This is a genomic window from Variovorax sp. S12S4, from assembly GCF_023195515.1.
GTDB lineage: Bacteria > Pseudomonadota > Gammaproteobacteria > Burkholderiales > Burkholderiaceae_C > Variovorax.
The window spans coordinates 3,600,242-3,615,851 of the sequence record NZ_JALPKR020000002.1 but is presented as its reverse complement, the minus strand read 5'-3'; the positions used below and the strand labels follow the sequence as shown (position 1 = coordinate 3,615,851).

At 68.7% G+C, this 15,610-nt stretch carries 3 protein-coding genes; all 3 read right to left on the bottom strand.

Going from position 1 to position 15,610, the window contains the following annotated elements; all coding sequences use genetic code 11:
* Nucleotides 1-26: 26 nt before the first annotated feature.
* From M0765_RS17750 to M0765_RS17740, 3 genes are read right to left on the bottom strand one after another with little or no spacing between them, the layout of a single operon-like run.
* Nucleotides 27-932, bottom strand: a complete 906-nt coding sequence (locus M0765_RS17750; RefSeq protein ID WP_258505086.1) for a response regulator transcription factor — start codon at nt 930-932, stop codon at nt 27-29.
* Nucleotides 933-934: 2 nt separating this feature from the next.
* Nucleotides 935-8,173: a prealbumin-like fold domain-containing protein gene (locus tag M0765_RS17745; protein ID WP_258505085.1), complete on the bottom strand. Its 7,239-nt coding sequence runs from the start codon at nt 8,171-8,173 to the stop codon at nt 935-937.
* A 2-nt stretch (nt 8,174-8,175) separates the two neighbouring features.
* Nucleotides 8,176-15,465, bottom strand: coding sequence for a DUF11 domain-containing protein (locus tag M0765_RS17740; protein WP_258505084.1), 7,290 nt, complete (start codon nt 15,463-15,465; stop codon nt 8,176-8,178).
* Nucleotides 15,466-15,610 lie beyond the last annotated feature (145 nt).

Genomic DNA, 15,610 nt, shown 5'->3' with positions numbered 1-15,610 from the left:
CTTCCATGATTCTTGCAGGACAAGTTCTACACGCGCGCGCCGGGCGAGTCAGTGGCACGGTTCTTTCCATGGAGCCGCTCCAGCCGGTATCCCAGGCCCTGCACGGCCCGCAGGTCCCAGCCGTTGCTCTTCAGGTCCAGGGTGCGCCGCAGGCGGGAAATGCTGACGTCCAGAGAACGCGACTGCGTGTCTTCGCCCTTGTCCCACACGGACGAATACAACCAGTCGCGCGTGAGCGTGTGGCCCGCATGGCAGAAAAGCTCGAGCGCAAGGTCGAATTCGACCGCACGCAGTTGAGACCTCTCGCCCGATACCTCCACCACGTCGCTCGTGAGAGAAAAACGATAGCAGTCCCATGTCGGGTCGGCGTCGGGCACGCTCACGCCGAAGCGCCGCATGAACATGCGAGCCACGCAGCAGAACTCGACGAACGAGGTCGGGCTCACGATCACTTCATTGGTCGCGTTCCAGTGCAGGTCCGAAAGCGACTGCAATTGCTTGCGCGAAGCAAGGCACAGCACCGGCGTGCGGTGCCCGACCAGCGCCTTGACCTCCTGCAGCTGCAGCAGGGACGACTCGGCGTCGTTTGCCAGCGCCAGAAAGACCATGTCGAACTTGAGCGTGGGCGCAGCCCCTGCGCCGGCCATCTCGGCGGTGCTCGCAAAGGCTGTGGGCTGGTGCCCGAATCTCCTGACGGCGCGCCGTGCGTATTCGCGCGTGCGCAGCTCGGGGTCGACCACTGCGATACGCGCGCCTTCGGGCCGCACGAACATCATCGGTTGCAGGGCCCTGCGGTGCCATGCCGCCGTCGGGCGGGCACCCGGCTCGCTGCTGTCGTTGACTGCTTCGGCCGCCAACACGGAGCCCTTGGCGAATTCGCTTCGGGCATCCACCGGGTTCATGGTCACGACGTTTGAAATTGGACTGCTCATGTTCAGTTCACCTTGACTGTGAAGAGGACGGTTCCGGAGGCGCCGGGGTCCAGCGGGCCCGTGAACTTCCAGCTCAGCGCGCCCGTTCCCCCCTCCGTTTGCGCGGCGCCGCAATCGACGGCAGCTGCCGGGGGCGGATTGGCGGGCGTGTGTTTCTGGCAGCTTGCGAGCGTGGCGGGCGTGGTGTCCGCCTGCGCGCCGGCAAACGCGGTGTACTGCGGCGTGGTGTCGTTGACCGTCAAGCCGCTGATCGGCGTCGTGCCGTTATTGGTGTAGGTGATGCGGTACTCCAGCGTCTCTCCCGGCTTGGCCTGGTTGTTGATGCCGAAGCTGCCGCCCTGCGTCACGTTCCGCACTTCCTTCCGGAGCTCCAGCGCGCTGGTCGACACGGTGGTGATGTCGGTCACCGTGTAGGTGGCGTTCAGGCCCGGGCTGGCGTTGGTGAAGACGAAGCTGGCCTGCACGGTGCTGGTGTTGCTATAGCCGCTCATCGCGTTGGCGGGAATGAACTCCTGCATCACGATGCACACGTTTTGCCCGGCGACGACTGTCACCGGCGCGGCCGGCGGGTAGAGCAGCGCCGCGCCGGCCTGCAGCGTACCGGTGCAGCCGGTGTCGGCAAAGATCTTGCCGCTCCAGCCGCTGAGCGCCGGCGTGTCCACGGAGTTCGAAATGTCGAAGCTCACTTCGCCGCCGGTGCGCGCGGTGAAGGTGTGCGGAAAGCTCACCGTGCTGCCCGGAAGGCCGTTCTTGGCGCCGTCCGTGGCCAGCGTGTTGCGGTCGACGTCGCCGAAGTTCAGGTCCGCGTGGCCGCTGCTGTTCCAGGTGAAGGCGATGCGGTCCGGCGTGCCGTCGCGGGTGTAGGTGTAGGCAGTGCCCGTGTTGGTCACGGCCTGGCCCGAGGGCAACTGCACGACGCCCAGCGAGGCGCCGGTGGAGATGCGCGACACCGTGTTGGTTTCTTCCACGCACAGCGCGTCGCCCGTGCCGATGGTGAAAGGCACGGCCAGCGCGTACTTGCCGGTGCCGTCGGTAACGGCGGTCGAGAAGGTGATTGCCGCGCAGTCGGTCAGCCGCATGCCGATGCCGCTGAGCCCAACCTCGCCGCCATTGATGAGTCCGTCGTTCGCAATGCCGCCCGCCGTGCCGTTGTCGAGGAACACGCGGCCGGTCACGTTCTTGGGATAGCCGTTCACGAACGTACAGGTGATGGCCGCCCCAGCAACCATGTGGGCCGCGGGAATGGCCAGCTGATTGCCCGTCAGCGTGCCGAACGTGGCGGCCGGGGTGGCACTGTTCAGGTCCACACAGCTGGCGCTCACCGGGTTGGCCGGCCAGCCCTGAGGCGAGGTTTCGCTGATCGTGACGCCGACTCCGGCCGTGCCGGTGATATTGGCTGCGCCCTCCACGCTGTCGTCACCCACCACGGTGATGCTGTCGCTTGCCACCGAAAGGCCGCTGAGCGCAAAGCGGAACAGGTTGCTGCCGCTGCCGCCGATGGTGGTCTTGACGATCTGCACCCGTGGATACGGCGGCGTGTAGTTGTTGGTGAAGGTACACGCAATGTTGCTGCCTGGCGCCGTGGCGGCCGCATCCAGCGTCACCCTGCGGTTCGGTAGGTCGGGCGTGGCGGTGCCGCCCGCGCCCAGGCCGGTACAGCTGACGCCGGTCAGCGCGTAGTCGGTGGGCAGCGGGTCTTCGGTGATGGTCGTCACCGTGCTCGGCACCGCCACGGTCTGGATGGCGCCGGCCACCGGCGTGCCGAGTGCGGTGGTCGTGAGGCTCTGCGCCGCGAGGCCGTTGCTTCCGCTGAAGCCGAAGGTTCCGGTCGCGCCAAGGGACACCTTGCGGATGGTCACCGTGGCCGAGGCGGAATTCGTGAACACGCATTGCAGCGACTTGCCCAACTGCACGCTGGTCGCGGGAATGGTGTAGGTGCGCCCGCTCGCGCCGGTGCCGAGGCTGCCGACCGGTGCTCCCGCGTCGGTGCAGCTTGCACCGGTCAGATGCCAGCCGGGCACCGCGGGTTCGGTGATGCTGATGACCCTGTTGCTCGCACTGGCGCTGAAGGTCTGCACGCCCGCCGCGGCCGTGTTGCCGTCCACCTGCGCCGGCGTACCGGCGGCAACGGTGCTGACCGTGCCGCTGGCCTGCGTGGTGTTGGTCAGGTTGAAGGTGAAGGGACCGCCGGCGCCGTTGAGGGTGTTCTTCTGCAGGTTGACCGTCGCGGGCGCGCACAGCGCGCTGGTGGTGGCCTGGGCCAGGAAGCCCTGCGCGGGGGCGCCGCTCTTGACGTGGACGACCACCGTGTTCGAACCCGACTGCCAGTTGTTGGCCAGCGTGGTGCTGGCTCCCGTGCCTGCCTGGAAACCTCCGTAGGTGTAGGGCGTGGCGCCGCCCTGCGGCACGCCCGGCAGGCTCTGCAGCACCCCGTTGATGTAGACGCCCGCGACCGAGTTGTCGGAATAGAAGTCCAGCTTCAGCGCGAAGCTCGCCGGATTGACCGACGGCGCCATGTTGAAGGTGAACCGGTGGTAGACGTCGACACTGCCTGTATGCGTCGTCGGGTACTGCGAGATCCAGTTCGCGTTGCCGAAAGGAGACGCGATCCAGCTGGCCGGCGCCTTGTTCCCGATATACGAACGCGCCCAGGTGGCAACGCTGCCGGGCCCGCCGGTGGCGGTCCCAACGCCCGACTCCCACACCGGATCGCGCCCGGTGGTCAGCGGCGGGCCGACGGGGCCGTCGAAGCCGGTGTTGAACACCGCGGCGTTGGTCGAGCACATCACTGTCGGCGCAACGGGCGGCGGCGGCGGGTTCGCGTCGAATGCGTTGGTAAAGGTACAGACGATGTTGCTGCCGGGCGCGGTGGCCGCCGCGTCGAGCGTGAGCACGCGCCCGTTGCGCGAGGCCGATCCGCCGGCGCCAAGGCCCGTGCACGAGGCATCGATCAGCGCATAGCCGGCCAGCGGTGCGCCTTCGGTGATGGTGGTGGCGATATTCGCCGCTGTGAGCGTCTGCACCGCCGTCGCGACCGGTGTGCCGGCCACGGTGGTTGTGATGTTGCGTGCCACCAGGCCGTTGCTTCCGGTGAAGCTGAAGGTGCCAACTCCGCCGAGCGAGGTCTTGCGGATGGTCACGGTCGGCCGGCTGCCGAACCGGTAGGGCTGCGGGCTCGGCAGGTAGCTGTCTTCGCCGACGCTGAAGTTGCCGCTCAGGACGGCGCCGCCCACCGTGACCTGCGTGGTGCTGTAGACCGCGGCCACGGTGCTGGTTGCCCTCACCTGGCAAAGGCCCGCCGCCGTGGTGGTGCAGCTTCCGGCCGCGCCGACAGCGCCGCCGTTGAAGGCGACGTTCGGCGTGGCGCCGAAGGTCACCACCGTGCCGGCCTGGACCGGATTGCCGGACTCGTCGCGGATGAACGCTTCGAGCACGTCCTGCGCGGTGCCGTTGGCCAGCTGGTTGTCGGTGACGACGCGCACACCCGACTGGCTGCCGGCCGCGGGGCCGACCACGATGGCGGTCTGCGCGTTGTCGCAGCTCACCGTTCCGCTCGAGACGCAACCGGGGCCGGCTGCCGTAACCGGCAAGCCCGCGCCGTTCACGTTGGTGCTGGCGTAGTTGGTCAGCACGGTACCTGTCGCAACGATGGGCGCGGTCGCGTTGAGGGTGAAGCCGCGCACACCGGTGGTTGCCGGAATGCCGCCCGCGGGCAGCGTCATGGTGCAGTTGAGCAGCGCACCGGGAGCGCTCGGCAGCGTGCCGCAGCTCACCGAGGTGACGCCGGTGCCGGGTACCACCGAATTGGCCACCACGCCGGGCGGCAATTGTTCGCTCACCACCAGCGTGGTGCCGGTGGCCACCGGGCCGGTGTTGGCAAAGCTCAGGCCGTAGACGATGCTGCCGCCGGCTCCCGCGGTCGCGGAAGCGGTCTTGTCCACCGCGATGCGCGCAGTGGCCGTGTTGGTGAAGGTACAGGTAATGGCCGCCGCGGGCCGCATCACGCTCGCGGGCAGGGTTGCGGTGTTGCCGTTGAGTATGGCCAGCTGCGTGGTCGGGTTGCCGCTCGTGGCGGCTGCGGAGTCCAGGCAGGACACCGACACCGGGTTGGCCGGCCAGCCCGCGGGCACGCTCGACTCCTGCACGGTCGCCTCGACGCCCGGCTTGCCCACGTGCACCGTGGCGGAGGGCTGCGGCGTGGCCAGCGCGGTCACCGCGATGCTGTCCGTCGGGTTGGTAACCCCGGTCAGCGTGAAGCCGAAGGTGTGGGTGCCGGTGACATTGGTCTTGGTCTTTCGCAGGGTGATGCGGGGTTCGCCCAGCACCGGCGTGGTCACGCTGCTCGTGCAGTTGCCCGTGGCATTGCACAACGGGTCGCCACCGCCGGTGGCCGTCGCGGTGTTGGCCACGCTCGGCGAGGCGCCCGGCAAGGGCGTGACCGGAATGACGAAGGCCGCAGTGCCGGTGGTGCCGGCGAGCCCCGCAGGCACGGTGCAGCTCACGACCTGCCCGCTTGCACTGCAGCCGGCGGGCATGGTGCCGAGCGTCAGCGTGGCGGGCACGGTGTCGCTGATCGTCGCCGGAGCGGAGGTTGGCACCGGGCCGATGTTGTTCAGCGTGAGCGTGTAGCTCGACGGCACACCTACCGCGAAGCTCGAGGCGCCGGCGGTCTTCACCAGCTTGAGCTGCGGCTGGACCGTGTTGGTGAACGTGCAGTTGATGTCGCTGCCCGGTGCGGTGGCCGCGGCGTTCAGCGCGATGGTGCGCGTGGCCAGGTTCGGCGTGGCGGTGCCTCCCGGGCCCATGCCGGTGCAGCTGATGCCGGTCAAGGCATAGGGCGGCGGCGGCACGCTTTCGGTGATGCTGGTGGCGGTGTTCGCGGCCGTGAGCACCTGTTCCGCTGCGGCAATGGCAACGCCGTCGTCTTCCGTCGTCACGTTGGTGGCGGTGAAGCCGTTGGTGCCGGTGAAGGCAAAGCTGTCCGTGCCGCCGATGGACACCTTGCTGACCGTCATCGTCGGCAGCTTGGTGTTGGTGAAGGTACACGCAATGTTGCTGCCGGCTGCCGTGGCCGCCGCGTTCAGCGTGACGGCACGTGCCGCAAGATTGACGGTGGCCGTGCCGCCCGCTCCCATGCCCGTGCAGGCAATGCCCTTGAGCCGCCAGCCGACAGGCGGCACGCCTTCGGTGATGGTGGTCGCGGCGCCCACGGTGGTCAGGCCCGATGGATCGCCCTCCTCCGGCGTGTTGGCCGCGGAGGTGGTGATGCTCTGCGCGGCGAAGCCGTTGGAGCCGGTGAAGGAGAAGCTGCCCGTTCCGCCCTCGGTCACCTTGCTGACGGTCACGACCACGCGGGTGTTGGTGAAGGTACAGGCGATGTTGGCGCCGTAGTCGGTGGCGGCCGCATCCAGTGTCACGCGCCGCAGCGCGAGGTCGTAGGTTGCAGTGCCGCCCGGGGCCATGCCGGTACACGACATGGCGCGCAGCGCAAAGCCAGCGGGCGGTACGGCCTGCTGCAGGAACGTTGCGCTCCGCGTGACCGCCAGTTCCCTGGTAGGCCCCGATTCACCCTGGCCGGCCACCGTCGTGACGATGGGGCTGACAGGCGCCGCATCGTTGGTGCCGGTGAACGCGAAGGAACCCACGCCGCCGTTCGATACCACGGTGGTCGTGACGCGCGGCGGCATCAGCGGCGGCGTGAGATAGGCAAGGACGATGGTGTCGGTTTCATCCACCGCAATGCCGTCGTCGTTGTTCACGGTCGCATCGTTGGGCACCGTGCAGTAGTGCGGGTTGCCCGGCGATGCCGCCTGGACGCAAACCCGGGCGCCATTGACGACCGGGTAGCTGCCCGCCGCCACGGTCGGCTGGGGAAACACGGGAATGTCGAAGCTGACTTCGCCGCCGTCCGTCATGCCCGGTCCGCTCGAACCTGCGAGCGGCGTGGGGTTGAGCTGGCAGGTCACCGCCACCGGCGAGCCGGCCTTTGCGCAGTTGGCGGGCAAGGTGCCGGTGTTCCATCCGGCGGGAAGGACCAGCATCGCGGTCGAGTTGTCGGTGGCCGTGGTGCGGCCCGGGCCGAAGTTCTTGGCCGTGAGCCTGACGTTGCGTTCCTGCCCGTGGCTGGTCCAGGCGTCCGGCGGCACGGTGACTCGCACCTGCAGATCGGGCCGGCCGGTGATGATGTTCGTGCAGGTGTAGTCCTCCTGCGTGGCGAGCGTGTGCGAGGTGGTGCAGGTGCCGGTCCTGACGAAGTTGTAGGCGCTGACCCCGCTGGGCGCCACGGCACCGCCGCTGTAGCTGGTGCCTGCCGATGCATAGCTCTCGTAATTGTCCTGGTAGCGGGCGATGTTGTTGGCGACGGTCGGCGGATAGAACGGCAAACGCCCCGCGGTCGGGCGCCAGGTGGCCGTGTTCGTGCTGGGGCCGAGCGCCTGGCTCCATGCGTAGTTGACGAAGCTGATGCGCTGCGACACGCGCGCGTCCGGAAACTCGCTTCGCACGCCGGAGAAGCCGTCGATCAGCTCCCCGCCGCCAAGGTCTTCCAGGCCGTTGCAGGTGTTGGTGGCCGAATATGCGCAAACGGTGCGCGGGGCGCGAACGGGGCCAGGCACCGCCGAGCCGGGCCCGGTGCCGCCGTCGTTGGTCGTGATGCCCAGCGTGTAGCTCGCGCCCCCGGTGGCCGCCACGCGGAACCAGTCGCCCGCCACCACCGAGACCGGCCGGCAGGTGAAGGTGATCTGCGTCGGGTAGATGTTGCCCGACCCGCCATTGAACATGCGGTCGACGCCGCCGAGCACCGCGATCACCGTGCCGGCCGGGCAGGCCTGCGGCCCGCGCCGCGTCATGCCGTCGATGGGACGGCCTGCAACCCCACGCTGGGCCGCCGCGCCCCAGGTGATGGTCGCGGCGGCCGCTCCTTCGGTCACCGTGAACGGAGAGCAGCGCAGTTCGTACGCGCGCAAGCCACCGGTGAGATTGGCAAAAGTTCCGTTGACCGTGGCGCCGTGATAGCGCTCCCACATCGTCAGGCCAGTTGGAAAACCGGTGATGCAGGAGGTTCGCCATGATCCGCCGGCGTTGACGCCCACGACCGTGCCGTTGATCAGCGTGCCGGTCTGCGGCCTGAGCACCTGCTGCGCATGCCCGGAAAGCGGCACGGCCGCGAGCCACGCCGCGCACAGGAGCCACCACCGTGCCGTGCCCGCGATGGAGCCCAGCGTGTTCTTGAGTCTTTGCATGTTCATTTTTCTGAACTGGTTTTTTCTTCTGGAGATGCGGGCACCGATGCAGGCGCCGATGCCGGCGGAGCAACAGCGGCACCGGCCGACGGAAAGCCGAGCCCCGTTTCATCGAACTTGAAGCGCAGCCGGATGTACGCACCCTTGCTGGTGTATTCGTTGGCCGTGAGGTCGCGGTCGTGCAGGCCGACGAAGTTGTAGCCGGCGGAAATCCACAGGTCCTTCGCCATCTGGTAGCCCAGCTCCACGCCCGCGGTCTTCTGCAGCGAGCCGCCCTTGCCGTAGAGCAGGCCGGCCTGGATGCCGAAGTCCCAGTCCTTGTTGAGGTCGCGGGTGTAGCGCGCGTGCAGCAGGTGCGCCCAGTAGGTGCTGGCCAAAAAGCCGTCGTCGGAGCGCGAGATCTTTCCCGCGTAGCGCGCGCTCAGCACGCTGCCGCGCTGCGGGTTGTAGTTCAGGTGCGCCGAGAGAATGTCCGCACTGGTGCTGCCCGGCAGGGTGGCGTTGCCGAACCCGCTGCCGAAGGCGCTGCCGCCTGTCAGCGCGCCGGCGGCGTTGCCGTTGCCCACGATGCGTTCCGAGCGGCGCTCGTAGCGCATCAGCGCATTCCAGGTGTCGCTGTCCACCGGGCGGTAGGCCAAGCCGATCTGATGGCGCTGCAGGTGGCGCTCGTTGCCGCTGTTCGTGCCCTGCCCTTCGCTGTCGCTCACCACGCTGCGCGCCAGCAGGCTCCACGCGGGGCTGATCTTGTAGCCGAAGCCGGCGCTGAAGAGGCGCGTGTTCGCGTCGTCGCCCTTGCGGCCTTCGAGAATGCCGCTGAGCTTGTAGCTGTCCGTCAGGTATTCGACGCCGGCCGTGACGGCGGTGGATTCGCCCAGCCCGCCCGCATAGCCGGTGCCGCTGTTGGCGCTGTTGGTGTAGCCGCCCATCTGGCGGGTGTGCTCCAGGCCGCCGGTCAGGCTGAAGCGGTCGGTGAGCTTGAAGGTGTTGCGCACGCCCATGGCTGCCTGCGCGCTGCGGCCATCAACGCTGTCGGCGAGCCGGTACTCGTTGTAGATGCGCCCGCCGTCCATGTAGTTGCTCTCGATGCCGAGGATGCCGACGTTGTTGGACTGCGTGGCGTCCAGCTGCGCATCGCCATACAGGCTGGAGATGAGCTCGTAGCGCGCATAGGCACGCGTCTTGTCGGTGATCGCGTAGTTGCCGCCGATGGCCAGCGTGCGGCGGTCGGAATCCTTCAGGTCCTGCTCGCCCTCCACGAACACCTGGGCCAGCGGCACACCCGGCACCTGTGCCGAGAGGCGCGCGCGCACGGTGGTGAGGCTTTCGCTTTCGGCGCTGCTGTTGGCCGTGGCGGCGGCGCCCAGCGCCGTGACGTTGCCGGCACCGACGCGGCTGCCGAGGTTGCCGTTGTAGGTGGAGATCTCGCCGTAGTCGAAGCCGGACCCCGAGGCCAGGCCGCTGTTGCTCTGGCCGTGGCGCAGGCCGACTTCCGCCACAACGTTGTCGTCCAGCTTCTTGCGCAGGCTCGCGCTCGCACCCTTGCGGTCGCCTTGGAGCAGTGCGTCCTTGCTGTAGAGCACTTCGGCGCGCGCCGCGGTGTTGTCGTCGATCTTGTATTCGGCACGGCCCGAAATCTCGGTGCGGCCCGCCGAGAAACTCGCGCCCGGGTTGTCGAAGCCGGTGCTGGTCTTGCTGGCCAGCGCCACCACTGCGAGCTTCTCGTCCTGGTGGCGCACTTCGATGCGGCCGCCCTCGCCCTTGCCCTTTTCGTCGGACTCGGTGCGCACCAGTTCGGCCGCGGCCGTGGTGTTGTCGCCGATGCGGGCCACGGCCGTGAGCGCGCGCAGCTTGCGGTGGTTTTCCGGGTTCTGGTCGGTGCTGGCGACCACGCCCACCTGCAGGCGCTCGCCCACCTTGACTTGCACGTCGGTGCCGGCCACGGTGAACTTGGGCCCGCCGCTGTCGACCTCGTAGGTGACGCGGATCGATTGCGGGTTGAGATTGGCATCCACCGACGCAATGGCGCGCGTGAACAGCACGCGGCGCGTGAGCGGCTCGACCGTGTAGTCCACGAAGCGCGTGACCGCCGTGCGCTGCAGCACGATGTCGGGCTGGTTGCGGTCGCGCACCAGCACCTCGATCTGCTCGCTGTTGTCGACGAACTCGCCGCCGGTCGCGCTCAGGTAGTAGGGGCCGGAGGTGCCGACGGCGCGAAACTCCTCCACCTGCTGCGTCTGCGCGGTGCGGGACGTATAGCTGGTGGCGCGCACGTTGGCCGTCTCGTACACGTGCTTCAGGCCAGTGAGCGCGCGATTGCTCTGGCTGAGGTTGCGCACCTCGGTGCTGCTGCTGGTGGTGAAGTCGCCGTACAGCAGGAACGAACGGTTCTTGTCGATGCGCACGTAGAGCTTCTGCGTGCTCTGCGCATCGAAGCCCTTGACGGACGAGTCGCCGTACACGGGGTAGAACTCGTCCGGGCGGATGTCGCGGAACAGGCGGTCCTTGCGCGCCTTGTCGGAGTCGAAGGCTGCCGTGAGCAGGTATTCGCCCTTGACCGTGCCCTTGAAGAAGAAGGCGGCGCGGGCGCCCGCGCGCCGGTTCTCGCGCTCGTCGGTCAACCCCGTCAGCTCGGCCTCGAAGGCCGCGCCCGCCGGCATGGCGCCGAGCGGCACGCTGCCGCGCTTGGTGAAGTCGAGCACGCCTTCGACAATGCCGACGCCGATCATCGGGCGCATCTCGGGCAGCAGCGCGAGCCGCACTTCCTTGACGAAGCTGCCGGCGGTCACGCGAATCCGCGCATCGCCCGCCTCGCCCGGCGGCAGCAGCCGGAACTCGGCGGCTCCGCCTTCCATGAACACCTGGGTGCCCGGCTCGGCCGGGTTCAGGTCTTCGTCGAACCAGCGGCCACGGTCGGCTTCCAGCGTGAGCTGGGTGCGTGCGGTCACCGGCACGCCGGCCGCATCGACCAGCCGAACCTTCACGGCCACCGGCGTGCGCAAATCGGCGTAAGCGGTTTCGGGCAGGTCGACCTGGATGCCGCCCAGCTTGTCGGGCGCGACGATGCCGATCTGCTCGCTGCCGCGCACGTTGCCGAAATCGTCCACCGCATCGAGCTGCAGGCGATTGGTGCCGGGCTGCAGCACCACGCCGATGTATTCCCAGGCGCCGATGCTCTTCGAAGGCAACTGGGTCTTCTTGCCGACACGCCGCCCGTCGATGGCCTGGCCGTTGACCGTGAGGCGCAGCGCCAGGCCAGCCTCGCCTTTGACGCGCACGTTGATCGACTGGCTGGGAACGGTGTCGCCGTCCTTCAGGCCGAGAAAGCCGAGCGCATTGCTTTCGATCTGCGGCAGCAGCACCTCCAGCTCGATGGGGCTGGGCACTGCCCCGGGCAGCAGCGGTGCGCTGCGCGGCTCCAGCATGGCGGCGGAGGTGTTGACCGGCCGGCTCGCGAACGCGCCGACGCCGCTCGCCGTGCCGCCCGCGGCCGATGCACCCTGCGCAGTGGTCGGCAGGCCGTTGAGCGATGCGAACAGGCTGCCGGCGGGCGTCGATGAGGCCGATCCGGCCGATGCGGCGGTACCCAGCGTCCCGCTCATGCTGCCCGACGCGGCACCGACGAAGCTGCTGGCATTGGCCGGTGCATCGGGCATCGCGATCAGCGGTGCGGAGGTGGTCATGGTCGAGCCGGTGCTGCCGCTCGCGAGCGCCTGGCCGCTGGCGGGCAGCGAGCGCAAGTCGCCCACGGCAACGATCTGCCCTTCGGGATTCAGTCGCATGCGCACCTGGGCTTCGGCCTCGGTGTCCGGAATGGCGGCGATAGCCGCGCGGCGCGCAACCACGTCGGCCAGCGTTGCCGGGCTGTCGCAGTTGCCGATGATGAAGTTGGCCTTGTGGAACTCGCCCTTCTTCAGGTCGACGAAGCGGCTCTCGGGCCTGCCGGCATTGCGGTTGTCGAGTATTTCAAGCCGGGCGCCGGGCGGCAGCGTGGTCTGGTCCACGCGCAGCACGTGGGTGAGCGGCTTGAGTCCGTAGAGGCTCCACTTGCCCTCCACGTCGGTGACGACGTTGGTGCCGTCTTCCATGAACAGGCGCACGCCGGGCACGCCGATCTCGTCGCTGCCCTCTTGCTTGCCGTCGGCCTTGCAGTCCATGTAGACCTTGCCGAACATGAAGGCCTCGTCCGAGAACACGCCGCCCGTGACGCGCACGGTCCAGTTCGCGAGGTTGGACTGCATCGGGCCCGAGTAGGCACGCGCACGGTTGATGGCGTCTCCGTTGGTGGGTGCGCCCACGCCGACGCGCACGCGGTAGCGCACCATGGCCATCTGGTCGACGCCGAGCGTCAGCGTCGGGTAGTTGAACACCAGCTTCGGGCCTGCGCCGCCGACCGGGTTGGCCGTGGCCGCGCCGTTCAGGCGCGCGCTGTTGCTTACGTAGGCAAAGCCCGGCGGCAGGCTGTCGCTGATCGAGATGCCGGTCACCGGCGTACCCGTCTTGTTGGTCACCGCCAGCGCGTAGTCCAGAAAATCACCGAACTCGACCTGCCGCTTGCTGCCTTCCTTGCGCAGCACCAGGCCGAGCACATTGCCGGGGTCGAGCGGGATGTGGTTGTGCACCACGTCGCACGCTTCGTTCGAAGCATTGAAGCCGGACGTCACCGAGAAATAGTGCGTGGTCGGCTCCGCGCCCTTGGGCGGCAGCGCACCGGGCACCACCGGACCGCAACTGCCGAAAGTGCCGGCCGTCACGGGGATCAGCTGCGACGGATAAACATAGCCGCTGCCGGCCGGCGGAACCACATGCAGCGAGTACGTGCACAGGCCCGTGGCCGGCGGCGACTGCAGGTAGAACTGGTAGCTGCCGTCGGCGCCGGTCGTCATCGACACGCTGCCGTCGGCATTGAAGGTGTAGGTGTCCGACGAGCCGCCGTAGATTTCAGCCGCGGTCATCGGCGTGACCGAACCGCTGCTGCACGACTGCCGGGTGAACGTGACCACCGCGCCGGGAACAGGCGCCCGCGTGACGGCGTTGTAGACCGTGCCCGCCGGGTCGGCCAACAGCGACTGCACCGAGTTGGCGGTGGCCGCAACCAGCATCGCGGGCGTGACGTTGATGGTGTTCTGGTCGAACGCCGCCGCCCATGCCTTGTTGTTGATGGCCACGCGGCGGTCGCCTGCACCGGGCTTCTGGGTCAGGCGAACGGTGAAGCCGATTTCTTCGCTTTGCCCGGGCTCCAGGCCGCGGCTGCCGTCGGTAAGGCTGAGCACCGCCTCGGTCGGCAGCCGGAAAGCGTCGGCGCTCGCGAGCGCCTCGCGGTCGCAGGCGGCGCGGCCGGTAAAGCTGCCCGCGGGATTGAGCAGGCCGCTACGGACCTTGGGCGCACCCACCAGCTCCCAAGAGGCCACGGGCCCCTCGGGCTTGTCCATGTCGAAGGTGCAGTTCAGGTTGTCGATCACGCGCACGTGGGGTGCGGGGGCGACACCGGTGTTGGTGACGAGCAGCCGGTAGTCGATTTCGTAGACGCCCTGCGCCACGCGCCGCGGCAGCGACGCGCTCTTGGCGAGCGACAGCGACGGAAGCTGGAGTGACACCGGCGTGGGCGCGGTGTTGTTGTTCGGGTTGCCGTCGCCGTCCGGGTCGGGGCTGGTGCCGTCGACCGAATCGTCGAAAGCCACCGGCGCGCCGCCGGGCGCGAGTGCGCCCTGCGCACGCACGCTGTTGAAAAGCATGCCGGTGCGGCCGTTGACGTTGATGCGAACGTCGAACTGCACGGTGACTTGCGCGCCGACCGGCAGCACGGCACCCGGCGCCAGCAGGTTCTGTGCGGCGGCGGTGCCGGTGAACGAGTTGTTGGCCGCGGCCACGGTGCCGCTCGTGCCGTTGCCCTGGTTGCCCGCAATGGCAATGGAGCCGGGCACGACGGTGTATTGATTGGCGCCGGGTACGGCCGCGCTGGTGTAGCTGCCGAACTGGCTGGCGCCGCTGCCTTCGAGCAGGTCGGTCGCCTGCACGCCGTAGAGCCACACGGCGCCGTAGTTGCGCACGTCGACGCTGAAGCGCACGGTTGCGGTTCCGTCGAGCAGGCCGTCGGCGCCGCGGTTTGCGCGCGGCGTCGAGGCGGTCTTTGCCACACCGATGCGGCTCTGGCTGGTGGTGATGAGCACGGTGTTGGACGGCGACACCACCGGTGCGGTGCCGTCGTTGTAGTAGCTCTGCGCGGTGTTGCGGATATCGCCGGTCTGGTCCGCGCGCACGATCACCGCGAACTGCATGGCGATGGAGGCGTTGCGTGCCACGGCCGCTGGCACGCCGATTGCCACTTCGACGGCCGCGGCGTCGTCCGCGGTGCGGTAGCTGAAGGCTGGGTCGCCCGGCATGCGGAACAGCCGCACCGCGCCCGCGGCCGTGCTCTGCAGCGTGCCGGCGATGTACTGCGTGCCGGCGGGAACGAGGTCGCGCACCAGCACCAGGCTGGTGGGCGCGCCGTTCACGAGCACCGGCGTGCCTGTCGGCGCGGCCACGTTGGCGGGCTGCGCATCGCGCGCGCCGATGTTGGTGCCCGAGACCGAAAAGTCGATACGGGTCTGCCCCGGCACGATGACACCCGGGTAGCTCGCGCTCTTGGTGATGGAGATCACCGCCATGTCGCCCACCGTCACGGTGTCGCGGTTGGTGGCGCTCAGGTTCTGCAACGCGGTGGTCGCCGTGAGCGCGGCGCAGGCAACGCCGGCACCGGTGGCTGGAACCGTGCCCTGCACGAGCAGCGAGGCCGTTTCGCCGGGCCGCAGCGCCAGCGCGCCGGGCGCGCCGAGCGGCAGCACCGGATCGCCCGGGTCCGCCACGCCGTTGTTGTTGATGTCGCGCACGACGCGCAGGGTCGAAAGGTCGAGCGTGTCGGCCGCGCAGCCGCCCACGTTGTTGGCAAAGCCCAGCACATAGCTCGAAGGCACGTTGCCGGTGTTGGTGAGCAGGTGGTTCAGCGTGACCACGGTGGCCGGCGGCCGGTTGACGGCCTGGTCCTGCGTGAGCACCAGCGCCTCGACCGCGAGGACGTTCGCCACCACGCTGTTGGAGCTGGACGTTTCGGTCTGCGCAAAGCCGGCCGGCACATAGCTGGCCTTGGCCACGTTGCGGATGACGCTGCCACCGGGCGCGGGGGCCGCATGCACGGTGGCCGACGCCAGGAACAGCGTCAGGAGGAGCGCCAGCAACAGCGCCAGGCCGATCGCGAGCGTGGCGCCGGCTTGGCGCCATCGCTGCGAGCGGCAGCCCATCAATGAGTCAGACAAGAATTGCACTCCGCTTAACCTTCCGTCGGCGCCTGCTGGGGCCGTGAATACCTGGGTCTTTTTCCTCTGCCGCTGCCATGCGCGCGTGCGCACACGCGCCGAAAAGCAGCAGGGGGAAAAGGCGAAGCGCAGCCGTGAAGGCGGC